23 protein-coding genes are annotated in these 26588 nt (G+C 40.0%); 9 read left to right on the top strand and 14 right to left on the bottom strand.

What is annotated here, in order from left to right:
• Window positions 1-13: 13 nt before the first annotated feature.
• Window positions 14-457 (top strand): CAP domain-containing protein, encoded by a 444-nt coding sequence (locus CV014_RS30585; RefSeq protein WP_268964540.1) that lies wholly within the window; start codon window positions 14-16, stop codon window positions 455-457.
• Here CV014_RS30585 and CV014_RS07155 read toward each other — a convergent pair.
• The 5 genes from CV014_RS07155 to CV014_RS07135 form a co-directional block, all read right to left on the bottom strand.
• Complete coding sequence (locus tag CV014_RS07155; RefSeq protein WP_236141398.1) at window positions 424-579, bottom strand: hypothetical protein; 156 nt, start codon at window positions 577-579, stop codon at window positions 424-426. The two genes, CV014_RS30585 and CV014_RS07155, sit on opposite strands and share 34 nt — an antisense overlap.
• 15 nt (window positions 580-594) lie before the next feature.
• Window positions 595-1374 carry a hypothetical protein gene (locus tag CV014_RS07150; RefSeq protein WP_236141397.1) on the bottom strand — a complete coding sequence of 260 codons (780 nt, stop codon included), beginning with the start codon at window positions 1372-1374 and terminating at the stop codon, window positions 595-597.
• 28 nt (window positions 1375-1402) lie between these two features.
• Window positions 1403-2584, bottom strand: a complete 1182-nt coding sequence (locus CV014_RS07145) for a M20 family metallopeptidase (protein ID WP_236141396.1) — start codon at window positions 2582-2584, stop codon at window positions 1403-1405.
• A gap of 189 nt (window positions 2585-2773) precedes the next feature.
• Window positions 2774-3367, bottom strand: a complete 594-nt coding sequence (locus tag CV014_RS07140) for a Uma2 family endonuclease (protein WP_236141395.1) — start codon at window positions 3365-3367, stop codon at window positions 2774-2776.
• Window positions 3368-3609: 242 nt separating this feature from the next.
• The gene (locus tag CV014_RS07135) at window positions 3610-6279 is read right to left on the bottom strand and encodes a CHAT domain-containing protein (protein ID WP_236141394.1); all 2670 of its coding nucleotides are present in this window, start codon (window positions 6277-6279) and stop codon (window positions 3610-3612) included.
• Window positions 6280-7239: 960 nt separating this feature from the next.
• Here CV014_RS07135 and CV014_RS07130 point away from each other — a divergent pair.
• Both CV014_RS07130 and CV014_RS07125 read left to right on the top strand, forming a co-directional pair.
• A complete protein-coding gene (locus CV014_RS07130; protein WP_236141393.1) occupies window positions 7240-7983 on the top strand; it encodes a DUF928 domain-containing protein in 744 nt (247 codons plus the stop codon).
• A gap of 611 nt (window positions 7984-8594) precedes the next feature.
• Complete coding sequence (locus CV014_RS07125) at window positions 8595-11096, top strand: EAL domain-containing protein (protein ID WP_236141392.1); 2502 nt, start codon at window positions 8595-8597, stop codon at window positions 11094-11096.
• Window positions 11097-11252: 156 nt separating this feature from the next.
• On the opposite strand, the gene CV014_RS07120 is transcribed toward CV014_RS07125, so the two are convergent.
• Both CV014_RS07120 and CV014_RS07115 read right to left on the bottom strand, forming a co-directional pair.
• Complete coding sequence (locus CV014_RS07120) at window positions 11253-12404, bottom strand: glycosyltransferase (RefSeq protein WP_236141391.1); 1152 nt, start codon at window positions 12402-12404, stop codon at window positions 11253-11255.
• 12 nt (window positions 12405-12416) lie between these two features.
• The gene (locus tag CV014_RS07115; protein WP_236141390.1) at window positions 12417-13583 is read right to left on the bottom strand and encodes a glycosyltransferase family 4 protein; all 1167 of its coding nucleotides are present in this window, start codon (window positions 13581-13583) and stop codon (window positions 12417-12419) included.
• A gap of 661 nt (window positions 13584-14244) precedes the next feature.
• On the opposite strand from CV014_RS07115, the gene CV014_RS07110 reads away from it, so the two are divergent.
• Both CV014_RS07110 and CV014_RS07105 read left to right on the top strand, forming a co-directional pair.
• Window positions 14245-15024, top strand: a complete 780-nt coding sequence (locus CV014_RS07110) for a PIG-L deacetylase family protein (protein ID WP_236141389.1) — start codon at window positions 14245-14247, stop codon at window positions 15022-15024.
• Window positions 15025-15111: 87 nt separating this feature from the next.
• Window positions 15112-16218 carry a glycosyltransferase family 4 protein gene (locus CV014_RS07105; protein ID WP_236141388.1) on the top strand — a complete coding sequence of 369 codons (1107 nt, stop codon included), beginning with the start codon at window positions 15112-15114 and terminating at the stop codon, window positions 16216-16218.
• A 205-nt stretch (window positions 16219-16423) separates the two neighbouring features.
• Here CV014_RS07105 and CV014_RS07100 read toward each other — a convergent pair whose 3' ends face one another.
• Window positions 16424-17707, bottom strand: coding sequence for an ABC transporter ATP-binding protein (locus CV014_RS07100; RefSeq protein ID WP_329608353.1), 1284 nt, complete (start codon window positions 17705-17707; stop codon window positions 16424-16426).
• Window positions 17708-17893: 186 nt separating this feature from the next.
• Here CV014_RS07100 and CV014_RS07095 point away from each other — a divergent pair, with 186 nt between their 5' ends.
• On the top strand, window positions 17894-19108 hold the full coding sequence (locus CV014_RS07095) for an FAD-dependent oxidoreductase (protein ID WP_236141387.1): 1215 nt from the start codon (window positions 17894-17896) through the stop codon (window positions 19106-19108).
• A 344-nt stretch (window positions 19109-19452) separates the two neighbouring features.
• On the top strand, window positions 19453-19968 hold the full coding sequence (locus CV014_RS07090) for a single-stranded DNA-binding protein (protein WP_236141386.1): 516 nt from the start codon (window positions 19453-19455) through the stop codon (window positions 19966-19968).
• Between the two features lie 315 nt (window positions 19969-20283).
• On the opposite strand, the gene CV014_RS07085 is transcribed toward CV014_RS07090, so the two are convergent.
• Window positions 20284-21204: an AraC family transcriptional regulator gene (locus tag CV014_RS07085; protein ID WP_236141385.1), complete on the bottom strand. Its 921-nt coding sequence runs from the start codon at window positions 21202-21204 to the stop codon at window positions 20284-20286.
• A gap of 239 nt (window positions 21205-21443) precedes the next feature.
• On the opposite strand from CV014_RS07085, the gene CV014_RS07080 reads away from it, so the two are divergent.
• Both CV014_RS07080 and CV014_RS07075 read left to right on the top strand, forming a co-directional pair.
• The gene (locus tag CV014_RS07080; protein WP_236141384.1) at window positions 21444-22178 is read left to right on the top strand and encodes an SDR family oxidoreductase; all 735 of its coding nucleotides are present in this window, start codon (window positions 21444-21446) and stop codon (window positions 22176-22178) included.
• Between the two features lie 149 nt (window positions 22179-22327).
• Entirely contained in the window at window positions 22328-22729 is a 402-nt protein-coding gene (locus CV014_RS07075; RefSeq protein ID WP_236141383.1) for a ribosomal maturation YjgA family protein, read from the top strand.
• A 246-nt stretch (window positions 22730-22975) separates the two neighbouring features.
• On the opposite strand, the gene CV014_RS07070 is transcribed toward CV014_RS07075, so the two are convergent.
• From CV014_RS07070 to CV014_RS07050, 5 genes are all read right to left on the bottom strand, one after another.
• A complete protein-coding gene (locus tag CV014_RS07070; RefSeq protein WP_236141382.1) occupies window positions 22976-23557 on the bottom strand; it encodes a hypothetical protein in 582 nt (193 codons plus the stop codon).
• 31 nt (window positions 23558-23588) lie between these two features.
• Window positions 23589-24410 (bottom strand): hypothetical protein, encoded by an 822-nt coding sequence (locus CV014_RS07065; protein ID WP_236141381.1) that lies wholly within the window; start codon window positions 24408-24410, stop codon window positions 23589-23591.
• A 90-nt stretch (window positions 24411-24500) separates the two neighbouring features.
• Window positions 24501-25034 carry a hypothetical protein gene (locus tag CV014_RS07060; RefSeq protein WP_236141380.1) on the bottom strand — a complete coding sequence of 178 codons (534 nt, stop codon included), beginning with the start codon at window positions 25032-25034 and terminating at the stop codon, window positions 24501-24503.
• A 52-nt stretch (window positions 25035-25086) separates the two neighbouring features.
• A complete protein-coding gene (locus CV014_RS07055; RefSeq protein WP_236141379.1) occupies window positions 25087-25641 on the bottom strand; it encodes a hypothetical protein in 555 nt (184 codons plus the stop codon).
• Between the two features lie 28 nt (window positions 25642-25669).
• Entirely contained in the window at window positions 25670-26290 is a 621-nt protein-coding gene (locus CV014_RS07050; RefSeq protein ID WP_236141378.1) for a hypothetical protein, read from the bottom strand.
• Window positions 26291-26588 lie beyond the last annotated feature (298 nt).

Genomic DNA, 26588 nt, shown 5'->3' with positions numbered 1-26588 from the left:
ACAAATATTTGTGCTGTCATCTAGTCAAACTTCTACACCCACTAATCCCCAACCAACAACTTCTACAATCAAGACCGCAGATGTAGAAGCATCTGTGCATCGGCAAATTAATCAATACCGTGCTTCTCTGAGTTTACCAGCCTTAACGCGAAATTCGTCTATAGATAATCAAGCCAGAATTCATAGTCGAAACATGGCTAATGGTACTGTCCCATTTGGTCATACTGGTTTTAGTCAACGAGTCCAAGCGTCGGTGAGTTCTTACCAAGCGGCGGCGGAAAATGTGGCGACAAATCGCGGTTATAGTGATCCTGCAACCCAAGCTGTTCAAGGTTGGCTGAGAAGTTCTGGACATCTCAACAACATTAAAGGTAATTACAACCTGACAGGTATTGGTGTCGCAGTTAATAGCAAGGGTGAAGTTTACATCACGCAAATCTTCATCCGTAAACCTTGAGAGTGATGAAGTGCTGAGTAATGAGTGATGAGTGCTGAGTGGTGAGTGCTGAGTGCTGGGTAGTGGGTGATGAGTTGAGACATGAATTCTACCTTGTCTACCTTCCAATCCCCAATCCCCAATCCCCAGTCCCCAAATCAAACCAAATAACTAGTATTCGGCACGATCGCAAAGAAAGCATACTCATACCAAGCTGTCCAGATGAAACTGCGAATCCAGCGATCGCGTTTTTCTGGACTTAATTCATACTCAAATTTGCCCTGTGATAAGTCAATTGCTGAGAGGTGGGAGTTACAACCGCAACCATGCTGATAAGTAAAGCCATATTTGGAAGCGATACTCTGCACCTTCATTTGCATAGCAAATACTTTACACGCATGAAGCATGGCATCCCAGGGACGCTTGTGTTCAATGTCTCGCTTGTCAAATCTTAAGGCGCGTTCTTCAAACACATGATCTCGATAAATTGGTGCTAAATGCACATGATAAAAGCTGGCTGGCAATTCATAACCAAATTCATCGAACAGTTCTAAGCCAATTTTCGCCACTTTGATTTCATCTGCATAGTCAGACCCGTAACTCTCCAACTCTCGCAAAATTTCTGCAAAATTGGGATAGTTACAAGTCATGAAATCATGACCATAGAATTCTAAGGTTTCTCGTGCTAATTGCCCAAATAATTGACAAAATGATGGCTTCAGGTGGGTGAGTTCTGGACGTTCGTTAAATAAGTCAACATCACCCTGTTCTAACTTGTATAAAAATAACTGTGCCATCTCTACATAGATTTGTGGGTTACACAGTCCAGTTTTAACAGTACCCTGAGCAATATCTTGCCATACAGGAGGAAGTTGAGTCACAGCCACAGCGTTTTCTCCGGCTATAACTGCGACACTGGGAAATTCAAGAACCTGCATGAATCATCTCCGTCAGTAAGTTGAAGATTTATCTTGGTTGAAAATACTTACACGCGGCGTAAGCCATTGTAATTACTCCTGTCACAATAGCAGATTCATTGACTTCAAATTCAGGATGATGTAAGGGATGGTTGATAATTCGGTCTGAATAGCCTACACCTAAGCGAAACATTGCCCCAGGAACGTGTTCTAAATATACGGAAAAATCTTCTGCACCTAGAGAGGGTTCTGGTAAAACTTGGACGCGATCGCTTCCCCAAGCTTCTTCTCCGGCTGACTGAAATAGTTGTGTGAGTGCATAGTCATTATTTACACCTGGTACACCTTGGTGATAATTCACTTGATAACCTGCACCATAGGAATGACAAACATTAGCGACAATTTTTTCAATCCAGTTGGGGAGTTGAGCGCGGGTTTCTGGGTGGAGCGATCGCACTGTTCCTAATAACTGGACTTTATCAGCAATCACATTAGACGCTCGACCGCCGTTAATCTTTCCAATACTCAACACCACCGGACGCAAAGGGTTTTGAGTGCGGCTGATGGCTTGTTGCAAAGCGGTAATCACCTGTGCAGCAATCCAAATTGCGTCAATCGCTTCATGGGGACGCGCACCATGACCAGATTCGCCCATAATGATAATTTCTAAATCATCCGCCGCCGCCGTCAATGCCCCATAACGTACACCAATTGAACCAGCCGAAATAGAAGGGAAAACATGAACCCCTAAGATAGCCGCAACATTTTTCATTACTCCATCTTCAATCATCCAACTCGCGCCTTGGGCGATTTCCTCCGCAGGCTGAAATAAAAACCGCACATTTCCGCCTAACTCCTCCGCCATCTGGGAAAGTACCATTGCTGTTCCCAAACCCACTGTTGTATGCACATCATGTCCACAAGCGTGCATCACTCCTTCTTTGCGGGAAGCATATTCCAAGGCGGTAGATTCTTGAATGGGTAAAGCATCCATATCAGTACGAATCGCCAGGAATGGCTGATCTTGACTGCTACCGTGTAGTTCTCCCACCACACCAGTTTTACCAACTCCCTCCTGTACACGCAGACCACTGGACGATAAGACACCGGCCACAAACGCCGCAGTTTGATATTCTTGACCGCTAAGTTCTGGATGAGAGTGAATGTGACGACGAATCTCGATGAGGCGGGGTGCTAGTTTTGTGGCTAAATCTTTAATCAGGGTCAGCATTGCTTGATTTTAATTTACAGGCTTTGTTCCATGATAGATAGGGATTTAAAATTGGGCATGGGGAATTGGGTTTTATTAGGGGTGTAGGGGTGTAGGGGTGTAGGGGTGTAAGGGTGTAAGGGTGTAAGGGTGTAAGGGTGTGGGGGTTTCAATCTCCACGCAACACGGTTCGGTTGCCTCAAAGTTTTTTTACGGGTTGAGGATGAGGCTTAAATCTAGGACAAATCCTGGTAATACATCTTCTCCTGAAAGTTGTGGTGGTTGGTCTATGGAGAAATTAAGGGTTTCTACTTCCAAACCTGGACGATAAATTTCTACTAAAGGTGTTTGAGGGTCAATTAACCAACCGAGACGCACCCCATGATCTCGATATTCCTGCATTTTCGCCCTTAATTTTTTTAAGGAATCGGTTTCAGAACGCAGTTCAATAACAAAATCTGGCGAGAGTGGCGGAAAGCGTCGTCTTTGTTCAGCCGTTAATGCTTCCCAACGTTCTTTTTTTACCCACGCTACATCCGGTGAACGAAAAGCCCCATTGGGTAGGCGAAATTCTGTTGAGGAGTCAAAGACTTTTCCTAGTTTTGCTTGACGATTCCATAATCCTAGTTCTAGATTTAAATCTGAATTTCTGATGCCGCTTTCGCCGCCAGTTGGGGGCATAATAATTAACTCTCCTTGTGCGGTCAATTCTATCCGCCATTTATCGTTGGCTATGCACAGTTGATAAAACTGCTCATCTGTAAGACCTACGGCTGGTGGAACGTTGAGGGTGACAGTTGCCATTTGAATTTTACTAGTGGAGTTTGTTTTATTATCAGAAAATCTCTGTGTACTTGGGCGTTGAAAAAGTGAATATTTAGCGCAGCTTTACATATAAATAGTATTATAACGCCGTGTGCAACTTTCTCTTAAACCTAACCCCCAACCCCTTACCTTGTAGGGAAGGGGAGCAAGATTTAAAGCCTCTCTCCTTGCAGGGGAGAGGTTTGGAGAGTGGTTTCACAAATAAGTTGCACATCGCGTTATTATAGCCAATTTCCTACTAAAATATAGGGCGACCAATAGACAGGATGCTCATATTTGGGATTTTTTAAAAGAGTTAATTGAGCTTGACGTAAAGCTTCAGCTTTAGATTGCTTTGTGTTAGTTAATTCCTTATAAAATAAACCCATTAACTCGGCGGTAGCTTCATCATTTACAGACCATAGTGTGGCTAATGTACTCCTAACTCCAGTTCTCACGGCAATTCCTGCCAATCCCAAAGCAGCCCGCTTGTCTCCTGTGGCGGTTTCACACGCACTTAATACTAAAAGTTCTACGGCTTTTTGTGGTTTTTTCCCTGGTGCTTGTAAAAGATTATCTAAGTCATCAATTTTGATTTTTTCATTCCAAGCTAAAATAAATGTGTCTATAGCTCTGGAACTAAATTTTCCATGTGTAGCGATATGAACTATCGGGAAAAAGTCGTCTTGAATTTTATTTCGGAGATTTTTGAGGGTAAATTCTTGATTGAGTAGCACTTGACTAGAGATTTTTGACTTAATCATTTTCATCTCTTGGGCAACATAATCTAGGGCAGAAAAACCTTGTCTAGCTTCAGTTAAGCCTGCGCCCAGTACCTGCACTTTTTCCTGTTGTAGTTTTAAGGAAGGGAGTAATTGTAATCCTGGTGTTAAGGCGATCGCATATTTTTCTAATAAGTATTTCTGTCCATCGTTGAGGCTATTCATGGGAATATTCCGCAACACACCATCTAAAACAAAGACTAATGTTTTAGTTTGACTTGTCTCTAGGTCATTTTCTACTGGACGAATCAACCAATCGTAGAGTTTTCTGGACAATGGCAGAAACGATTTTCTACTACGAATGACTAGCATTTGTCGCAGTTTTTCTACTGTGGTTTCTAGTTCGGTTTGCGGCACAGGAATGCTATAGTGCTGTAGCGGTTTTTGTGGCAAACTGAGAACAATTTCTAATCGGTCAGCTAAGATAATCGGATAAACAATTGCGGCTTGATTATCAAATTTATCGATTAGTGTGGGTTTGAGATCCAAGCAAGCTTCCCGAAAGAAATCTTCTAATTCTGCTACCTGTAAGGACTCCATGAGTTGACGGGCTTGATTTAAAGCTTCTGAGTCAGATTGTTGATTTGGTTGTAACAACAAACTCACTAGTCCTCGATAAACAGGTTCGACGCTTTCTTGAAAGGAAAACTGAATATCAGGATCAACTGCAACTAAGTCATTTCTCAGGGATTTCAGCGTGTTCACAGCTTGAGTATAAGCTGCGATCGCTTTAGTTATCTCTCCTTGTTTTCTCAATATTCTGCCTAATTGCCATTGCCAACTATAAGCTAGTTCCGGTGCGTTGATGGTTTCAGCTAAGGCTAAGGCTTGCTGGGTTAAATCTTCAGCTATCGACCACTGCTGTGTTTTTTCATACAGCCTACCTAGTTTACCGCGTGCATAGGCTTGGGCGTATCTATCCCCTAAATTTTCCGCCTGAACTACTGTGTTGGCAACTAATTGAGCAATTTTCTCTAAATTTGGCGTGTCGGGAATATCGGCTTGCTGGAGACGAACTAGACTTTGGGCAAAATTTAACTGGGCGTAAATAGTATGACGACTATTTGGTAATGCCGTCAATTTTGCTGGAATTGATTGCTGTAAAGACTGCGCTAATGTCCATTGTTTGGTGTCAATAGCAACGTTTAATTGGTTAAGTTGGGCGCGGACTTGCAGATATTGAGAAGGAGAAGTCGCCGCCGCCTGTGTGTATAATTGCAAAGCTGCGGGTAAATCGGACTGGACACGAGCTACATTACCCAAATCGATGAAAGCTGCACTGATGTCTAGTGGAGATTGCAATTTTTGGGCGATCGCTAAACTTTGTTGTAAAACTTGCTTGGCTTGGACTACATTTCCCACCAACCGCAAGTTAATACCTAAATTGCGTAATGCAGCCGCTTTAATTAACGATTCCGGCTGTTTTTGCAGGATTTCATGAGCTTGATTGAGTCTTGACAAGGCTTGACGGTGTAATCCTAAAACCTTCAAAGCTTGGGCTTGATTCACCAGAGTCCGAATCACTCCCCTTTCATCTTGGGCTTGAGTATATTTACTATGGGCTTTTTCCCAGGTGGTAAGTGCTGCTTGTGTATCTCCCTTCGCTAACTGTAGACTGCCTTGTGTATTTAAAGCCTGCGCCAAGACTTTTAACTCTGCTTGCGAATACTTACCCTGTTGGGCTGAAGCGAATTGCAAACTTGCTGAAATTGCTTGAGTCGCTTGTGGCCATTGTCCCAGTTTTTGATATGCCAATGCAAGGTTGCTCAATACCCTAGCCTGATTTAATCTATCTTGGCGCGATTGATACACCTGAAGCACCTGTTGCCAAACCTGGATAGCTTGAGCAAAACTTTCTGTTTCATAGTAAACTCTCCCTTGTTGCTCCTGTTGTGCAGTCTCACTCACTACTTGAGCATGGGCGATCGCTAACGGTAAAGACTTGGGTAGAGAAACAGGCAAAATTCCTACCCCTAACACAACCGCTAACACTATTCCTAACAAAGTCCAAAGGATAAAAACACAAAATCGACGGTAGTCCCGAATAGAGTATTTATGCCTAAAAGAGAAATATTTCATCCCTATTTTGGATTTTGGATTTTGAATTTTGGATGCAAACCCCTGATTCATAAACTATTCCCACAGTTAGAAACAAGACTATAGGATTCTTATTGTATTTTTGAAAAAAACTTTGTACAGTTCCTTCATCAAATCAGATTCCTATATCTATCCCAATTTGATATCCGATACTGTTTTGGACGCATCAAAATCCGTCAAAAGCAACTCAAGACAATAGAGAAATTATCTTTGCTTCCTGCAAAGCTAGGTACACCTCTGTTCCCTGTGAAGAGTTCCCTGTCTACGTAAGTAAGTTTAATTATCAAGTCGGATTCTTATAGTAAAACTACTGATAATTTACCCTAGTAAAATATTCTTCTATGGCAAATCGACGATCTTTACTTAGTAATATCAATGATATTTAGCTGGCTAAAAAAAATTCCCACGGCATCTTTATCAAGAGCATCGCATCAATAAATCTGTATTTATACGTAAATTGCCTATGGTCATAACCAAACTTTCTATAGTAACCATTTACAATCTCATCCGTCTTTTTTTCACTACCGCTAGGTTCTCTAACTTTGCTCTCTGTTAGTCATGAGAACCAATAGGGAAGAATAATCCAGAAGTTCTATAGCATAAGTTCAATCTTTAAAATACTATTAAAAAGAGTACCGATAAATACCCGATTTCATTAACTATGTTTAGTATAAAATTGACACGCAAAATCCCCTTACTACTAAATTTAATTCACAATCAAACAATGTGAGATTTAGTATAATTTACAACTCAGTAAATTGTTGTCGCTCTCAACTCTGTATGTATTAATTAAACTGGCGTATACTTCTATTGTCTCAAAATAAATGCCTTATTTTATACTAGACTACAATCAGTATCTGTCATTTAATCAAACAAACCTCATCATTATTCATTTTTCCAGGATGAGTCACTTTTAGTAAAGGGTTCAGCTTGGTTTTATGAAACTTAAATGCTCATCAGCTTATCTCATATACAATGAATCAGGCTAGGCATATGTTCAGCAAGAAGACTCAGTTAAAAAAAATATCCACGATTCTTTCCTTAATGTTCCTTGTCATATCTGCTAATAGTTATCCACAACAGGTAATGGCACAATCTTCTAAAGGGAGAGAAGGTTTACCCGGACGCAGAGTCGGAGGGGGAACGCGTGGGGAATGTTCATTTGGCGATAAAAAGCTGATTGCATTAATCCCAGAAAGCAATTTACTACTGACAACATCACCAAAACCGAATTTATTTATATATTTACCGCCTACCGCCACACCCAAAACGTTGGAGTTCGTTTTACAAGATGAACAAGAAAATATAATGTATGAGAAAAGTTTCACTACTAACAAATATCCAGGTATTGTGAGTATGAGTCTGCTTGATCAGAGTTCTCTACCGCAACTTGCCGTTGGTAAAAAATATCGTTGGTTTTTCTCTATGATCTGCAATCCAGACAAAAGAGAAAATGACATTTCCGTAGACGGTTGGATTAGCAGAGTCAAATTAGAACCAAACATTGCTCAACAGTTAGAATCTGCAACGTCTACAGAACAAGTTAATATTTACGCTAATTTAGGTATCTGGCAAGATGCACTAGTAAAATTAGCAACTTTACGCCACCAAAACCCCCGTGATCCCCAGCTAACAGCTAAATGGTTACAGGTGTTACAAGCACTCAAGTTAGAAGTAATTGCCCAAGAAGGTATTGTAGATGCGAATCTCAATGAAATATCTTCTGCGGTGAGATAAGTCTATTAACAAGTGGTGTTAGCGTAGCGTTAGCGATACAAGAGCGTCAACCGTTAGCGTAGCGTCCCGTAGAGAAGGGCAAAATTTCCAAGATCCAGTTTTCAGCCAATCGTGTGAGCCTTAGCTCCAGTCTTTTACTGTCTGACACTGATACCAGCGTGAGCAAAAAGTATAGCTTCTCGAAACCATGCCACGCCAATATTAGGCGAAATTCACATCCCAAAAACCCTGCTTAAAGCCTAAGTGTATCAAGCAATTTTATTTTAAATCTTCGCTTTTCTAATACAGATGTTCTCTTGATGAGTACATCAGTTCTATAGTGCTAGAGAAAGTCCTGTTTGGTATAGTCAAAAATACTGGATACTGAGTCATCACAATTGAATGCTCAGTAAAAAGTTCATGCTGACTCAGGATTTTATCAATAATCACTTTGTTGGGCATTTAAACTAAAAGTGTAATCCTACTTGCAAATGTTGGGCAGTTTTTGATGTCATCGATGTTTCAGATAGAAATTACCTCATACAGTAATACTTTTTGTGATTATTCAATCCTTCAAAAAGCTTCATTCGCTAGCATCAGTATTAACTTATCTCAAGCGGCCATATCCAACTTTGAGTATCAAGCAGACTGTAATTGTAGCCAGTATGATGATGACAGGGCTGTTGTTGGGCATCAGACATCTGGGTGGATTACAAATATTAGAACTAGCGGCTTTTGATCATCTAGTACGTTTGCAAGCAGATGCGGGGCCTGATCCGCGACTGTTAATTGTAGGAATTACTGAAGATGACCTCCAACAACAGCAACAATGGCCATTGTCTGATCATACCCTTGCCCAAGTTTTACAAAAGTTACAGAAAGCTCAAGCAAAGGTCATTGGCTTAGATATTTATCGCAACATTTCCCACCCGCCAGGGCGGGAAATGCTGCTAAAAGAACTGCAAAAGCCCAATGTAGTCACCATTACTAACCTTGGAGACTCAAAAGCTCAAGGCGTTGCACCCATTTCAGGTCTACCTTCAGAGCAAATTGGGTTTAACGATTTTGTAGTTGACCCTGATGGGGTGATACGTCGTAATTTTATCTATGCTTACGACGGGGAAGAGAAATTTTACTCTTTTGCCCTCCGCTTAAGCTTGAAATATTTGGCAAATCGGGGTGTTACCCTCAGCGTCACTCCCGATGCTTTATATCTGGGAAAAACCAGATTTCCTGCCATATCTTCTGATGCAGGTAGTTACCATAATGTTGACAGTACGGGTTATCAAGTCCTGATTTCCTATCGTTCCGCCGAGAATGTAGCACAAAAGATATCACTGAATGATATTTTACAGGATAAATTTGACCCCAATTTGGTGAAAAACAAAGTTGTCCTAATTGGGACTGTCGCCCCAAGTTTAAAAGACTTGTTTTTTACTCCCTACAGTGCAAGTAAATCAACCAGCCCTGGTGTTTCAGGAGTAACATTACACACTCAACTGGTGAGTCAAATTCTCAGTACAATTGTTGATAATCGCCCTCTGTTTTGGTTTTGGCCTGAATGGGCTGAAATCTTATGGATTTGGCTGTGGGCATTAGGTGGAGGTGTCTTAGTTTGGCGACTGCAACACCCACTGGCTTTGGGAATAGCTGGAACAGCTTCCCTAGCAGTGTTGTATGGCATTTGCTTAAGTATATTTACATATAGTGGCTGGATACCTTTATTACCACCTGCCTTAACCTTCCTCACCACAGCCGTCTGTGTGATGGCATATAAACAATGGCAGATTGCATTGTATGACAGTTTGACTAGGCTACCTAATCGATCGCTATTTATCAAGTATTTACAAGCGGCCATCAACAGGTCGAGACTAGGCAAAAATAACTGTTTTGCCTTATTGTTTCTAGATATTGACCGTTTCAAAGTGATCAATGAAAGTTTAACTCATTATGTTGGTGATCAATTTTTAATCAACTTCAGCCAAAGATTATCTAGCTGTATAGGCTGCAAAGGCGTTATCGCCAGGGTGGGGGGAGATGAGTTTGCGATTTTGTTGGAAAATATTTCTGAAACGAGTTTTGCCAATAGCATTGCAGACCAGTTACAAAAACAGATGACTTCTCCCTTTAAAATTAATGGGCAGGAGATATTTACTAGCGTCAGTATCGGTATCGCTTTCAATCAAATTCAACTTGAGCATCAACCCGAAGATATGTTGCGGGATGCTCACACAGCTATGTATTTAGCCAAAGACTTAGGTAAAGCACGTCATGAAGTATTTGCGGTGGGAATGCACACCCAAGTTGTGAGACGTTTTCAGTTAGAGACAGACTTGCGACGGGCTGTTTTACAGCAGGAATTTTTTCTTTATTATCAACCCATTGTCTCCTTAGAAAATCATCAAATTGTTGGTTTTGAAGCTCTTTTAAGATGGAAGCATCCGCAAAATGGATTTATTTCCCCAGTAGAATTTATTCCCATTGCTGAGGAAACAGGTTTAATTATTCCTTTAGGACAGTGGATTTTAGAAGCTGCTTGTTCACAGTTATCTAGTTGGCAATCTCAATTTCCGCAAGAACCACCACTGATGATGAGTGTGAATATTTCGGGACAGCAGTTATCCCAACCAGATTTAGTGGAATATATTCAAAAAATTCTGCAAAAAACGGGATTAGACGGGACAAGTTTAAAATTAGAAATTACAGAAAGTGTGGCGATGAAAAATGTAGAAACTGCCATCACGATTATGCTGCAACTAAGAACTTTAAATATTCGTCTCAGTATTGATGATTTTGGTACTGGATATTCTTCTTTAAGTTATTTACACAGGTTTCCAGTTAACACCTTAAAAATAGACCGTTCCTTTGTCAGCCGCATGGGTGAAACTAATGAAGATGCAGCCATTGTGCGGACAATTATCATGTTAAGCCACACATTAGGTATGAATGTCATTGCTGAAGGTGTGGAGACAATCACACAACAAGATCAACTGCAATTATTGGGTTGTGAATATGGTCAAGGATATTTTTACTCGCAGCCTTTAGATAGTGAAGCAGCAACAAAGTTACTCAAGAGTCAATGTACGGGTAAAAACGAGGAACCGGAAATGGGAGATGGGGTTGACTTTTCATAAGGGACTTCCAGATAAAAAAATATCCAAACTGTAGGGTGCGTCAGTGCGAGAAAACCTAACTATACCAAGAGGTTATTCATACTGACGCACCCTACTAAGCTGTTTATTTGGGATAATTTATTTTTTGGTGTTCTCTAATATTTGGACAATCTCTCTCTATTTCCTGTTCCCTTGGAGATGAGATATTAACTGTGCTATTTGCTGATTAACATTGGCGACATGAAAACGCTGACTGGCAATATCCCGTGCTTGAGTAGCGATTTTTGCAGTTATTTCTGTTTCTTGAATGCAGGTATTAATTACTTGTGCTAGGGCTTGGGGTTCTCCTGGGGTTACTAAAAAACCGTTCACTCCCTGTTCTACTAATTCCACTGCACCGCCTGCTTTGGCTGCTACTACAGGTGTTCCACACAGCATGGCTTCTACTATGACTCTACCAAAGGGTTCGGGGGCGGTGGAGGTGTGGGTAACTAAATTACAAGCTGCCATTAGTTGGGGAATATCAGCACGGAAGCCTAAAAATTTTACCCTATTTTCTAATCCTAATTGGGCAATTTGTAGATGTAATTGTGCTACATAATCTTGTTCACCAAATAGGGCATCACCTACTAAAATTACTGTGACTTGTGGTGGTAATTGGGCTAGAGCTGCAATGAGGATATGTTGACCTTTCCACGGTGAAAGTCTGCTAAAATGCCCAACGACAAATTTATTTTCTAATCCTAATTGCTGACGAATTTTTTGAATCTCATCATTACTAGTGTGATAATTTTGAGGTTCAAAACCGTTATATACAACTTCGGTGATTTCTGGCTTACCGCCTGCTTGGATAAAGGCTGTTCGACTGGCTTGGGAATTAGCTATTACTAAGGATGCACAACGATTTGCTAAGTTAATAGCGATGCGAAGATTGGTTTGGCTAAAGTGTTCTGAAGAAAGAATATCGTGTAAATGATACACCAAGGGGCGACGAGTAATTATACTGGCGATCGCACCTACAACTAATGCTTTTTGGGTGTTAGCGTAGATTAAATCATATTGATAGGCTATTTTAACTACCTTGGTGATTAATGGCGCAAGTTGTCCGACACTGGCGAAGGCTTGGAGTAAATTGCTTTGTTTACGAACTGCAATCGATTGATTGGTTAAAACTTCTACAGGAATGTGATTTTGTACTAATAATTTTCTAAAATCGCCATCTGCAAATAAACCGACTAAAGCGCAGTCTCGATAAGGTTTAGCGATATCAATTAAACAGAGTTCTGCACCGCCTGGTTTACCACTTTGGTCTAAAAATAATATTTTCATATGATAAAATTTTTAAGCTAAGATTACTTCTCTGACTTGTTGACCGACTTTTTGCCAATCAAAGTTATTGATAATATATTGACGGCAGTCTGATGGGGAAGGGATAGGAAGTTGTTCTAGTAAGATTTGTTCTAACTTCTCTGCAATGGCTGAAGTTTCAGGAGAATTAGTAATTAATTGGGGTGAAAATGGTTGTAAAATTTCTGGCATTCCCCCAATTGGTGTACACAAAACTGGCGTACCACAAGCTAAAGATTCGACGATTGCTAAACCAAACCCTTCAAAAGATTGGCTAGGCATTACGGTTAAGTTAGCAGCTTGATAAGCTAATGGTAATTGTTCATCGGGGAGAAATCCTAATAATTTGACGTTATTTTCTAACCCTAGTTCTTGGATTTGTTGTTCTAAGGTGGCTTGTAAATGACCACGACCGGCGATCGCTAACCACACATCTGGTATTTTGGGTTTAATGGTAGCCACGGCTGCTAGGAGTTTATCTAGTCCCATACGCTGGACTAAACGCCGCGATGTGAATAAAATCGGGCGATTTTGCGGCCAGCCTAGTTGTTGACGCGCTATTTGGGGTGAGTCGGGCTGGAAGCGGTGAATATTTACACCCCCAGGAATCACATGAATTCTGCTCCAAGGAATTTGATATTTTTGGTGTAAAATGTTACCAAAAGCTTTACTCAAAACCACAAAGCGATCGCAACGACTATAAGTAGTTTGTTCAATCAAGCGTCGCTTAATTAAAATACCCAATGGATTACTTTTAATCTCTTGTTGACTTTCTAACGCCCAAGGGCCATGAAAGTTAAATGTAATCGGTACTCCCTTGGGTAAAATGTCTAACACCGGAAAACTATAGAGGGCAAAATGTAAATTGATTGCATCCGGTTTACTGATTCTCGTTTTCTGGAAGTTACGGCGAATTGACCAAAATCTCTGCCAAATTGGACTATTTGGTGAGGCTAAGTTAGTTAACTTAATTGATGTATTTAATTGAATATCTGGTAAGCCAATTCCACATAATTCTACTTGGTCTTGATGAGCGACAAATGTATGAATTAAATCATAAACATATCTTTCTAAGCCCCCTGGACTTTGCGGAAACCAGCCTGTTCCAATGGTAAGAATAGACGCAGAACTCGCACAAATATTTTCTTGTTGTTCTCCCACAATGATTCTCCACGCTTAAAATTAATACATAGGTTGACTTTTATACAAAGACTAATGAAATTTTTATATAAAACAGTACATTAATACTGTTTAGTATTTATATTCAGTCATTTTTCATCATCATCAGTAAGCTTTACGTCTGACTAGATGAAGATTTTTTAGAGAATTTTTGATTGATAATTGCTAAAAGCTACAGAAAATCTGCTAACTAAAATATTTAACCCAGTTTTTGTTACAAATGATGCAATCTTTTTACCAAAGCTAATAAAACAATAAGACTAAAGTAAATATCCATACTTTTCAGATATTTTGAGAACCGCTATAAAATCTCAAAAAATATGTATTTCTGATAAAAACATTATAAAAACCAACTCAATTACCAAAACAATTTATTATTGATATATGTCAGGATTGACACATTTAGAAAAATGAATCATACATATTTGATTATGATTATGGTGTGTCATACATCATAACTTTGTTGCCTTCTTAAAATAAATAATAAAAAACAAACATTTATCACATCAAATCTTTATTCTATTTCGCAGTTGTTGATATATGATTTCTCTGGTGTCTATAAGTAATTGACCAGATGTGTAATTAATTATAGATATGAAAAATTTTATCTTGCTTCTTGACTAGTATAAGGCTAGTGCATAACATGAAAGTTTATTTGCAAAGAATCCAGAAAATAATTCCCGCAAAATGGCTAGAAAATCTCCAATCTTTACATTCTCATTTTATCTGGAGATGGTTGTTATCTGATGGTAGTCAACCAGAAGATTTTAGTCATAAATCAGCAATGGTTTTTTCTCCTCACCAGGATGATGAAACTTTCGGCTGTGGAGGGATGATTGCTCACAAAACAGCACAGGGAATCAAGGTTGTAGTTGTATTTTTAACCAATGGAGACGCGGCGGGTGGTTGTAATCTAGACTTAAAAAATCAAATTATTGCTACTCGTAGACAAGAAGCAGTAACAGCACTACAAATTTTAGGTGTCCAAGCCTCAGATATTCACTTTTTATCTAAACCAGACGGATATTTACAAAATTTAAGTGAGCCAGAAAAACAGCAGACGATCGCACAGGTAGCTGAATTGTTAGAATTGTATCAGCCCGAAGAAGTTTATGTGCCTCATCGTAAAGATTGCCATCGAGATCATGAAGCAACATTTACTCTAGTTAAATCCGCTATTCAGTCAGCTAAAATTCATCCAGATTTGTTACAGTATCCGATTTGGCTATTCTGGCGATCGCCGTTATTTTTAATGTTAAAATTATCCGACTTGGCGGCGGCTTACAGGTTTTCTATTACTGCTGTTCAAGAAAAGAAACAACAAGCGATCGCTGCTTACTCCTCACAACTGCAAAGTTTACCACAAGGCTTTGTTAAGCAATTTTTAACTTCTTATGAGATTTTCTTCAAGACTCAGTTTTAGAAGAAATTCCTTAGATATATGAAATTATTAGGGCTGCATCTGGCAATTTTGGATTTTGGATTAAATATTATTTAGAGAATTAATTAAATGAGAATATTACATATTACTAACCACGTTCAAAAAATTGGTAATGGCATTGTTAATGTAGCTGTAGACCTCGCTTGTTTGCAAGCCCAAAATGGTGATGAAGTAGCTGTGGCTTCGGCTGGAGGAGAATACGAAACACTACTAGCAAGTTATGGTGCTAAACATTTTCACCTAGATCAATCTCGAAAACCACTAAACATCATGAAAGCGGCTTGGCGGTTGCGGGAGATTATCCAAAATTTTCAACCGGATATTGTTCACGCCCACATGATGACGGGTGTGGTATTGGCAGGATTTTGGAAAAATACCAGCAATTACAGTTTAGTTTCGACTGTACACAACGAATTTCAACGTAGTGCAATCCTCATGGGATTAGCAGATAGAGTCATTGCCGTCAGCCAAGCTGTAGCATCTGCAATGGTGCGGCGTGGTATCCCCCAACAGAAATTAAGAATTGTGGCTAATGGGACTTTAGGTAGCCCTCGTCATCGCCAGCTGACAGATTATCAACCACTACCTCTGCATAGTCCAGCTATTACTACCGTTGCGGGGATGTATTCCCGTAAAGGTATTGCTGAGTTAATCGCCGCCTTTACCAAAATTGCAGCCGAATTTCCCCAAGCACATTTATATTTAGTGGGAGATGGCCCTGATCGCGCCTTGTTTGAGACAATGGCACAAAATACCAATGTCAAACACCGCATTCATTTTGAAGGTTTCCAGCCAGAACCCCAAAGGTATATGTTAGCAAGCGATATTTTTGTTCTCGCTTCCCATTGCGAATCCTTTGGCTTGGTATTAACAGAAGCGCGAGAAGCAGGTTGTGCAATTATTGCTAGCAACGTAGATGGAATTCCAGAAACCTTAGATTATGGACAAGCTGGCTTGTTAGTCCCAGCAAAAGATAGTCAGACATTAGCAGACGCTTTAGGACAATTACTCAGAGATCCCGCCCAACTCTACAAATGGAAAAGCCGCGCCTCACAAAACCTAGAAAGATTCCATGCAGCGAGAGTCCATGCGGAAACCTTAGCCGTCTACCGCGAATTAGTAACAAACTATGAACCTCACAGAGTCATGATGAGGGAAGAGGTTTTGGTGAATTAGTCAATAGTGCTGAGTGCTGAGTGCTGAGTGCTGAGTAGTGAGTGCTGAGTGCTGAGTGGTGCCGATGAGTGCTGAGTTGTTGTTAGTCCTTAATATTTCTTCCGCCTTGTCTCCCTTGTCCCCCTTGTCTCCCCTAAACCCTCACACCCCTAATCCCCCACACCCCCACACCCCTAATCCCCCACACCCCCACACCCCTAATCCCCTATCTCCCAATCGCTAACTCAGTATCAGGGTCAAAAAAGTGAATTTTATCGGGTGTGAGGGATAACCAGAGTTCTTCACCTACCCTAATGAGGCGTTCGGCTGGAACGCGTACTTGCAAGGGATGAATGAGGTGGGCAAATTGAGGTTGCTGATCAACTAATTTGGCGGTGATGAAGGCATCATTACCGAGGTTTTCTATTAAGTCTACTTGCACTTGTAAGTTTTTCGTGGCAGGTAAGCCGACGTTTAAATGTTCGGGACGGATACCTAAGATGAGGGTTTGTCCGTCGTATCTTTGCAATGGACTAGCCCAAATTTCTGGGAGGGTGAGACGGAATTGTGCATGGGTGATTAACAGAGGGGCGTGAAATTCTACAGGGATAAAATTCATGGGTGGTGTACCGATGAATTCTGCAACAAAGCGATTAATGGGGTTGTTATAAAGTTCTATTGGGGAGGCGACTTGCTGAATTTGACCTTGATTCATGATGGCGATGCGATCGCCCATTGTCATCGCTTCGGTTTGATCATGGGTGACGTAGATTGTGGTTGTTTCTAATTGGCGTTGGAGTTTAACGATTTGGGCGCGAGTTTCGGCGCGGAGTTTCGCATCTAGGTTAGAAAGTGGCTCATCCATTAAGAATACTTGGGGACTGCGTGCGATCGCCCTTCCTAATGCTACCCTTTGTCTTTGTCCTCCTGAAAGCTGTTTAGGTAAGCGATTTAACAAAGTTTCAATTTGCAATAATTCCGCTACACCTCTTACCCGTTGGTCTACTTGTCGTTCTTTATCGGAAATATAGCGTAGTCCTTTAGGTAACTTTCTTGTCACACCTACCAGCGTATTTTCCATGAACTGCGGAATTGGGTTTTGCTGATTGTCTGCATTTTCTAATGTACGCCGACGCAACCCAAAGGCGATGTTATCGTACACCGTGAGATGGGGGTAAAGGGCGTAATTTTGAAATACCATTGCAATATCGCGTTCCTTGGGAGGTAAGTCATTGATCAGGCGATCGCCTACCCAAATATTTCCCCCTGTCATAGTTTCTAAGCCAGCAATCAACCGCAGTAAGGTACTTTTTCCACAACCAGAAGGCCCCACCAACACCATAAATTCCCCGTCGGCGATGGTGAGGTTAATCCGACGTAGGACATTGATATTTCCGGCTTGTTCTGGCGTTTTATCTGTTTTTTGACCAGATGTGCTGACTGAAGCCACATTTTCCCCTCGACGGGGAGGGAAACTTTTATATACGTTTTCTATAACAACTTGCGCCACGGGTTTAGTGATTAGTCAATGGTCAATAGTCAATGGTCAATAGTCAATAGTCATTAGTCAACAGTTAGCATAACAGTAAGGTAATTCTAAGTTACAAAAACTTTTCCCAGTCCCCAATCCCCAATCCCCAACAGTTCTGTAATTTTGAATTTTGAATTTTGAATTTTGAATTCGGAGCGAAGCGACGTGACTATCCATGACATTGTAGACGTACAAACTACAGATTGTTGCATTGTTGGCGGTGGCCCGGCTGGTGCGGTGTTGGCTTTTTTGCTGGCGCGTCGGGGTGTGAAGGTGATGCTACTCGAAGCACACAAGGATTTTGATCGGGATTTTCGGGGGGATACGATTCATCCATCGGTGATGGAAATTATGGAGGAATTGGGGTTGAGCGATCGCTTGCTACAATTACCCCATACTAAAATGCGCCAAATCAGGATTCAAACGCCGGAAACTACTACTACTCTGGCTGATTTTAGTCACCTGAAAACCCGCTATCCCTACATTACAATGTTGCCTCAAGTGAAATTTCTGGAATTCATCACCCAGGAAGCACAACAATATCCTACTTTTCAATTAGTCATGGGGGCAAATGTTCAAGAACTGATTGTAGAGGATGGTGTAATTCGCGGTGTACGCTATCGGGGTGGCGGTGGTTGGCATGAAATCCGCGCTATGCTGACGGTGGGTGCAGATGGTCGTCATTCTAAGTTACGACAGTTAGGTAATTTCACAGCCATTGAAACTTCACCACCGATGGATGTGCTGTGGTTTCGCTTACCCCGTCAACCAGAAGACGCTGAGGGAGGAATGGGACGTTTTGCTTCTGGTCACATTGTAGCGATGCTTGACCGTGGCGATGAATGGCAACTTGCTTATGTCATCCCCAAGGGAGGTTATCAAAAGCTACGTGCTGAGGGTTTAACAGCTTTAAAAACTTCTGTGGTGGAAGTTGTGCCAGAATTAGCTAACCGTATTGAGCATTTACAAGATTGGTCACAGGTGGCTTTTTTGTCTGTGGAGTCTAGCCTTGTACAATGCTGGCATCGTCCAGGGTTGTTACTCATCGGTGATGCGGCTCATGTTATGTCACCTGTTGGCGGTGTGGGAATTAACTACGCCATTCAGGATGCTGTGGTAGCTGCAAATGTGTTGACGAAGCCTCTACAAAATCACCATGTAGAATTAAAAGACCTGGCAAAAGTGCAGCAACAACGCGAATTACCTACACGCATCATTCAAGCATTTCAAACTTTGATTCAAAAACGAGTATTTGCCCCTATTCTCTCCTCTAACCGCACTTTTCAACCTCCAGCTTGGTTACGCTTGCCGATTTTACGGGATTTACCAGCTAGATTAATTGCTTTAGGTGTGTTCCCTGTCCATGTGGATGAGTGCTAAGGGACTTCCAACTAAAAAAATATACAATTGCTGTGGTGAGCAGGGGGGCAGAGGGCAGAGAGCAATGCGGTCTTGGGCTTTGCCCAAGTGGAGCAATTGCGGAGGAGCAGAGGGAAAAATCTCTCTACTTTTCGTGAAATCCCATACGAATAGGCAATTAATGGTACAATTATACTACTCATGCAAGATCAATGCTCGTTCTAGTCAAGCGAAAGTGTCCTGTAGTGTGACAACTGCTAGGCAACGCCATCGCTTGGCTTTTATGCTAGGAATGAAACACAATAGACAATTTCTAAATTAATTCATAATTTCATCGTTATGAATGATGAAGTCAGGAGGATGCAATGAATAGCTGTGTGTTGTTGGCGGAAATTATTCAAGAACCGCAATTACGTTATACATCAGATAACTTAGCTGTCACCGAAATGTTGGTGCAGTTTCCCAATTCGCAAAAACCAGAGGAACCGCCAGCAACCTTAAAAGTTGTGGGATGGGGCAATTTAGCTACAGAAATTCAGCAAAATTATCATCAAGGCGATCGCGTTATCATCGCAGGACGTTTAGGAATGCACACCGTCGAGCGTCAAGAAGGTTTCAAAGAAAAACGCGCTGAATTAACTGTACAGCAAATTCAATCCGTAGGAAGCGGTAGTTTCACTACATCACCAGCACCAGCAGTTACCGAAACACTACCACCCCCACCAGTCAACGTTCCCAGTTACGAACCACCACGTTCCACCCCTACCCCAGTCGCCACTCCTGTAAATGTCTCTCCCCAGGTGAACACCTACGAACCCACCACTAAACCCAGCAGCTATCAGCCTGCGGAAGAACCAGATCCAGATGATATTCCGTTTTAGGGGAATTCTTATTGATTATCTCCCGATGTCGCCTGATACCAATTCAAAATTCAAAATTCAAAATTCAAAGTTAAGAAAGTGATACTCAGCATACCTTTTAGCGTTTGCATCTGTATCGAATTTTTTGTGAATTGATATGACAACTATATCGGGAGAAAAAATCAACCCATAAAGTAAAATCCCTACACTGGAGGTGGGTAGGGACTAGAGGCTTACTCTCAGCAGGCTTATAGTAAAAATGTACTATAAATATCTGTCTCCGGCAAGCTCCCTAGTCAAGAAAGATACTCTTGTGGTTACTCTAACAGTTGAGATTTAGGCTACACGTAAACGTTGAATATCTTGAATTGGCGGCGCACCGAACAATCGAGAATATTCACGGCTAAACTGTGACGGACTTTCATAACCAACTTGATAGGCTGCATTAGCTGCATCAAAATTTTCTGCAAGCATGAGGCGACGCGCTTCTAATAGTCTTAACTGTTTTTGATATTGCAGTGGACTCATGGATGTGACTAGCTTGAAATGGTGATGGAAAGATGAAGCAGACATACTAGCTTGTGCTGCTAGCTCTTCAACCCGCATTGGCTGTGTAAAATTAGCCTTGATGAATTTGACTACTTTGGCAATACGCTGCATATTACTACCAGAGGTAGCAATTTGGCGGACGGCTTCACCTTGTTCACCCATTAACAATCTGTAATAAATTTCTCGGATAATTAATGGTGCAAGTATAGGAATATCTTCTGGAGTATCTAAAAGTTGTGTCAGTCTGACGGCACAATCAAGTAATTGTATGGAAGCATGACTAACAAACAAACCTCTGACGGAATTTTCCTTTTTATGTGTATCTAATTTTGTTTGGGCAATAATATCACACAGTAAAAGTAAGTCTAAATTCAGCTTAAATCCTAAATAGGGTTGCTCTGGAGTAGCTTCTACTACAAACCCACTTAAGGGTAAATCCACTGAGACAACAAGATATTGAGCAGCACCATAACGGTAAGTTTCTTCACCGAGTAATACTTCTTTTTTCCCTTGAACAACTATGGCAATAATCGGTTCATAAACATCACAAATAGAACTGAAAGCGGAAGATTCTCGGATGAATTCTAGGTGATTGATTGCTGTTTGATGCGTTCCGTTGCCTTGGCTTTTGGTGTGCTTCTCTAGTAATTCTACTAGTTGTTGACACCGATCAGGGACAGTGCTGTATTGGAGTGTTTCAATTGCCATACTGACTTCCTGAGTAATTTAATCATGCTCACTTGTCGATTGTAGATGATATTTCTGTTTGAGCAAAATCAGGTTTTAGAGGATTAGGCAATAATTTGAGATTTTTGGGCATTTCAAATCTTGGTTGCAACTCCTATGATGAACACAGGTAAAGGCAATAGACAGATGAATAGGCAATAACAGCCTGCAACGGAATATTTCTGGAGTTTTAAGCAACCTGAAGAGAAGGGAAAATCATCATGTTAAACGTAGAAAATAAAGTTGTCGTCATTACTGGAGCTAGTAGTGGTATTGGAGAAGCTACTGCCAAGTTATTAGCTCAAAACGGTGCCAAAGTCGTTCTAGGTGCGCGACGGACTCACAACCTAGAAAAGATTGTTCAAGAGATTCACATAGCTGGTGGGATAGCAGAATTCAAGGCTGTGGATGTCACCAACCGCCAAGATATGAAGGAATTCATTGATTTTGCAGTCTCTAAGTTTGGCCGCATCGATGTAATTTTTAACAATGCGGGTGTTATGCCTCTTTCCTTGATAAATGCCTTGAAAGTTGAGGAGTGGGATAACATGATTAATGTGAATATCCACGGTGTATTAAATGGCATTGCTGCGGGACTGCCTATTATGGAAGCTCAAGGTAGTGGTCAATTTATCAATAATGCTTCTATTGCTGCACACGCAGTTTTCCCAACTTGTGTTGTGTATTGTGCTACCAAATATGCTGTTTGGGCGATATCGGAAGGATTGCGTCAAGAATCGCAAAATATCCGTGTGACGACAATTAGCCCTGGTGTGGTGGAAACTGAATTAGGTAGTGATATTACAGACGATTCAGGTAAAGGTGCTTTAAAAGAATTCCGCAAAATCTCATTGACCGCAGATGCGATCGCTCGCGCTGTCCTGTATGCTATATCTCAACCGGATGATGTTGATATTAATGAAGTAATTGTCCGTCCTACAGCCAGTGTTTTCTAAGCAAAATAACTGAAATTTTCACTAATTACTATAGTCTTGCTCTCCAACCACAATAAACCCTAAATGGTTTTTGTGGTTTTTGCTGTCGCTTTTTGGACACTTAAAGGACTAGGGTTTAAAATCGATGAATTCCCTGTTATCTCTATATAATGTCATTTTTTACAAATATTCGCTGGCGAACTATCTTTTCTCTGGCTATTATTCTTCTCATCGGACTTTTATATAGCCACTATCGTTATTCAGTTGGGTGGTTAAACCAAGAAATGGGAGGCATTTTTTATGAAATATTTTGGTGTTTATTTGCCTTTCTTTTGATTCATAATCGTTCTTCAGTTTGGCAAATCCCTTTATGGGTGTTGATAATTACTTGCTTAATAGAGTTTTTGCAATTATGGCATCCGCCGTTTTTAAATTGGGTACGCTCATTTTGGTGGGGAAAAATGTTATTGGGTACTGCTTTCACTTGGTCAGATTTCCCCTATTACTTTATTGGTTCTGGGTTAGGTTGGCTGTGGTTGCGATTGATAGTCCGAGGAGCAAAGCTAAAGTAGTTGATGGCTGGAATATTGCTATTGATAAAATTGGTACTAAGAGCTTTTTTTGGGAGAGAAGTAGTACAACCTGCCCGATTTAATTTCTTATTTGTATCTGCACTAACATACCAAGTATTAGGCGGTGCGATCGCGGCTAAATCTAAATTTCGTTTTTCAGATGTGATAATATCACAAGCTCCAGATTACATTTTTTATATCCTGTTTGATAGATATTTGATAAAAAACACAAAATTATTGATATATTTATGGATTGATACAGCCGTATTTTTTAAAGTCACGAATCAATTTGGCCTTTTGTGCATTACTCGACTCTGTTGCTTCGGAGACAACCTTGTTAATACTTGCTAATGCTCTAGGCGAGTGATATATCAGATACATAGATACACGACCTTCTGAAATAGATCCAACCCCCATATAATTGCCTTCTAATAACAATAAATTCTTCCTAGCGTTGCGTAATTTACCATCCACAACTCGACCAAGTTCAAAGTCAACTTGTCCCAGACCGATATAAACCAAACACACACGATTTCTGGTCTTGGCTGGATATACCGCCATTGATGATTCAAATGCTGACCAATTGCCTAAAAATTGTGCAGTTTCTTGATCATATTTCAACCAATGGCTGACTAATAATTGTCGCGCACGTTTTTCTTTTAAAGTGCGAACATCAGGACTTGCAGTGTGAATTTGGTTGCGAAGTTCTCCGCGCGTACTCTCAACTTCTGTGCTGGTAGGATACCTGTCAGAATTTGCCAAAACAGGAGAACAAATTGTTACAACAATGATTGCTAAACATGATAAAAATATCTTTTTAAACTGCATTTTTTGTATTTAATTTAATTTTTACTTAGTTCTATTGCTGCACAGTTAAAAGCTTTATTAGGTTAGCTGTCTTAGCGGTAGGACGAAATGATGAGTTACCATTAGATAAAAATGTTAACTGGTGGTACTTTGGTTTTGTTAAACGTGGTTCTACACAGCCATCAGAGCTACTGACATTAGTATTATTTGCCCCTCTAGCTTCACTAACTTTGACAACTAAATCAGGAATTTTATCTTTGTTAGTGTCTTGTAATTTAAAGTCTTGAATCAGCATTTCATAATATGGCGGGCGACAGCTACCAGTATTAGATTCAAGTTTTACTAAATTAGTATTTGTGGTTTTAGTAGAATTAAATTCTAATTTGTCCAACCATGTGATTAAATAACCCATACCTGTGTAAGAACCTTGACAGATAACAGAATTACGTCCTGTGCGGTTAGTGATTTTCAAACACATATTGGAGCGAAATCCACTTTCATATCTAACTCTAGACCAACTATTATTAGTTTGTCGGAGTAAGACTGTACCTCCCCAATTACCAGCATGGGGTTCGCAGTCACTCAAATCAACTAAAGCTTCACGAGTACCAGCTTTAGTAAAACTGCCATAAACTACTGATGTTAAAGTTCCTGTACCATCTCGATACCCTGTAAATGATGGACAAGTATTACAAGTGATTACTCCTTTTTTTTGAGTGAAATTACCTGCACCACAGATACTTTTGGCAAATGCAACAGCATCTTTTTGTGGTGGAACTATACTATCTTTTCTAATTTCTTGCGCGAGTGTTTTATTAGCAATTATTTGAACGCTGAAGACTATAAACGGAGCTAAAATTAATTTATATTTCATTGATTTATGCCTTGGGAATATCTAGTGTATAATTTTAGGCGATCGCTCATTTAAAAAAAGAATCATGCACAATTATCAATTTTTGGTTGATTAACATCCATGATATCCTTTCAATCGTAAAACCTTACTATTCCTACCTACACTAATTGTAACTTTTGCGTGATAAATAGATGCTTCATATCCTGTTTTTTCACTGGGCGGCTCTATTAATGAATAATCAACTCTAATTTTTATTTGATTTGCAGTATAAATTTCATTTCTTAAGTTTCCTTTTTTATCCTTATTTGTGCTTATAAGATTTAATTTAATATCTTGTCCATTAAAGTTCATAAATGTATTTCCATCTAACAGAGATACAAAAATAAATTTATTTAGCTTTTTATTATAGTCTTGGACAAATTGAAAACTTCCACCACATCCTGTAAGATTACGATTCTTAATTACTCCAATTACTGGTAGTTTTTTACTTGCTTTATTGTTTATTTCATCATTAACTAAAGATTTAATTTGTGGTGCAATACTTGCAGTCAGACTTGCATTATACTTGGCTTCGGTGTTAGCTATGTATGGGGTTAAATTTATAGCTAAAATGGCTAAACTAGAAACAATAGTAGATAATTGCATATTTTTCTTACCCTATCAGTAATAATTTTTATTCAAAAACAAACTTTGCAAGTTAACGACGCATCCAACTATAGGGAAAACAATCTACTTGATACCTTGTACTAGGATTGCTTTCCTTATAGGGTTTCATTCCATTTAAATCTAGGATGATTCTGCGATAATGAATGAAATTGTTATTTTCTGCACCACTAGGATCTAAAATTCCTCTGGCTCGACTAGTCCGTAGTCGGGGATTAAATCCCCACTCTTCAAATTTAGAATTTTCTCTTACCGATGAAGCAACGTCCCTGTATTTAATAAAATACACAGCTTCGCCATTTACTATATTTTTCTTCACCTTACCATCAATACAAATACTGCCATCGGACATTCTAGTGATGTAAAAATATCCCCTAATTCGATTTCCTTGTTTAATAAATCGAAAACAAGTAACAAAAATTGCTTCATCATTTGTAGGTGGTTGGGACGTACAAATTAAATGTTGTCCATTCGGAAATTTCTCTAAAGACATCTTAGCTGTACGAGCAATTGCCGGCACATCACAGCTAACTGTTGATATCAACAATCCTAAAGTAGCTAGATTTATTAGTAATAACTTTTTTCTCATGCAATTTTTCTTTAATATTGAAGGTAAATTATCGGTTTACTTTTGTGGAATTAGTGCAGCCAGCAGCTTGAAATTTTTGGGAAACCGTAATTTTCTCTGCTTGTGCGTCATACATATACTCAAGCAATTTAGTTAGTGATCCAAGGGGACGGGGTGAATTGAATGGAATGTCATAATTGCGGATAAATTTACCATTTTTCAGCAATGCTGAACCTAAGTAATTTCCTTCCTTAAATAGCACTTCTCCCCGGCTAGTTTTTATAAATCCATTAGAAAAAACACCAGTATCCATACTGCCAGAACCATCACCAGTCCAAATAACACAAACACGACCTCTGATATTTGAGGGGTAAATATGCTTGCTACTTTCGTATCCAGACCATACACCCATGAAAGGTGCTAATTTGGGTTCAACTTTTGACCAAGCATTAACAAAAGATTTTCTGTTATTCTTTTCATTTTGAGTTCTTCTATCTTGAATATAAGAAGCAGATACACTATTATTTATTGTTGATTTAATCACTTGTTGAAATTCTTGGCGTAATCTTCTCAGTTCTGCATTAGTTGGCTGTCTAATTTGAGCTAATACTGATGAGTGATTAGCCATCAATATGATTAAACTGCTACCAATAATTAAGAGCGATCGCATTTTCATAATTTCTCTACAGTTGAAGATGTTTCGATATCTACATACTTAATGAGAGTACATACTTAAGTGTCATTTTATATATTTACAATGAAGATAACTTCAGTAATAATCCCTAAACTCCCAAGAGGTCTGGAAATGGGATGAAATCTGGGAAAAACCAGAAATCAAGTTCTGAGTAGGAACTTTTACGGATGCGATCGCTACTGCTAAGATAGGGCTAACTATGGCTGCATCTCAAGACAAATATTTACGCTGTTCTATCTTGAAAAAGGGGTGTAGGGGTACAGGGGTGTAAGGG

This window comes from Nostoc sp. CMAA1605 (assembly GCF_021596505.1).
GTDB lineage: Bacteria > Cyanobacteriota > Cyanobacteriia > Cyanobacteriales > Nostocaceae > Trichormus.
This window is presented reverse-complemented; position numbering and strand designations above follow the sequence as displayed.

What these genes read in the sequence shown, in the direction of transcription:
- CV014_RS07135 (WP_236141394.1), bottom strand. Translation starts at nt 6,279, where the DNA reads ATGAATCAGGGGTTTGCATCCAAAATTCAAAATCCAAAATCCAAAATA.
- CV014_RS07060 (WP_236141380.1), bottom strand. Translation starts at nt 25,034, where the DNA reads ATGCAATTATCTACTATTGTTTCTAGTTTAGCCATTTTAGCTATAAAT.
- CV014_RS07120 (WP_236141391.1), bottom strand. Translation starts at nt 12,404, where the DNA reads ATGAAAATATTATTTTTAGACCAAAGTGGTAAACCAGGCGGTGCAGAA.
- CV014_RS07110 (WP_236141389.1), top strand. Translation starts at nt 14,245, where the DNA reads ATGAAAGTTTATTTGCAAAGAATCCAGAAAATAATTCCCGCAAAATGG.
- CV014_RS07050 (WP_236141378.1), bottom strand. Translation starts at nt 26,290, where the DNA reads ATGCGATCGCTCTTAATTATTGGTAGCAGTTTAATCATATTGATGGCT.
- CV014_RS07080 (WP_236141384.1), top strand. Translation starts at nt 21,444, where the DNA reads ATGTTAAACGTAGAAAATAAAGTTGTCGTCATTACTGGAGCTAGTAGT.
- CV014_RS07130 (WP_236141393.1), top strand. Translation starts at nt 7,240, where the DNA reads ATGTTCAGCAAGAAGACTCAGTTAAAAAAAATATCCACGATTCTTTCC.
- CV014_RS07055 (WP_236141379.1), bottom strand. Translation starts at nt 25,641, where the DNA reads ATGAGAAAAAAGTTATTACTAATAAATCTAGCTACTTTAGGATTGTTG.
- CV014_RS07090 (WP_236141386.1), top strand. Translation starts at nt 19,453, where the DNA reads ATGAATAGCTGTGTGTTGTTGGCGGAAATTATTCAAGAACCGCAATTA.
- CV014_RS07075 (WP_236141383.1), top strand. Translation starts at nt 22,328, where the DNA reads ATGTCATTTTTTACAAATATTCGCTGGCGAACTATCTTTTCTCTGGCT.
- CV014_RS07070 (WP_236141382.1), bottom strand. Translation starts at nt 23,557, where the DNA reads ATGCAGTTTAAAAAGATATTTTTATCATGTTTAGCAATCATTGTTGTA.
- CV014_RS07065 (WP_236141381.1), bottom strand. Translation starts at nt 24,410, where the DNA reads ATGAAATATAAATTAATTTTAGCTCCGTTTATAGTCTTCAGCGTTCAA.
- CV014_RS07140 (WP_236141395.1), bottom strand. Translation starts at nt 3,367, where the DNA reads ATGGCAACTGTCACCCTCAACGTTCCACCAGCCGTAGGTCTTACAGAT.
- CV014_RS07085 (WP_236141385.1), bottom strand. Translation starts at nt 21,204, where the DNA reads ATGGCAATTGAAACACTCCAATACAGCACTGTCCCTGATCGGTGTCAA.
- CV014_RS07150 (WP_236141397.1), bottom strand. Translation starts at nt 1,374, where the DNA reads ATGCAGGTTCTTGAATTTCCCAGTGTCGCAGTTATAGCCGGAGAAAAC.
- CV014_RS07145 (WP_236141396.1), bottom strand. Translation starts at nt 2,584, where the DNA reads ATGCTGACCCTGATTAAAGATTTAGCCACAAAACTAGCACCCCGCCTC.
- CV014_RS07105 (WP_236141388.1), top strand. Translation starts at nt 15,112, where the DNA reads ATGAGAATATTACATATTACTAACCACGTTCAAAAAATTGGTAATGGC.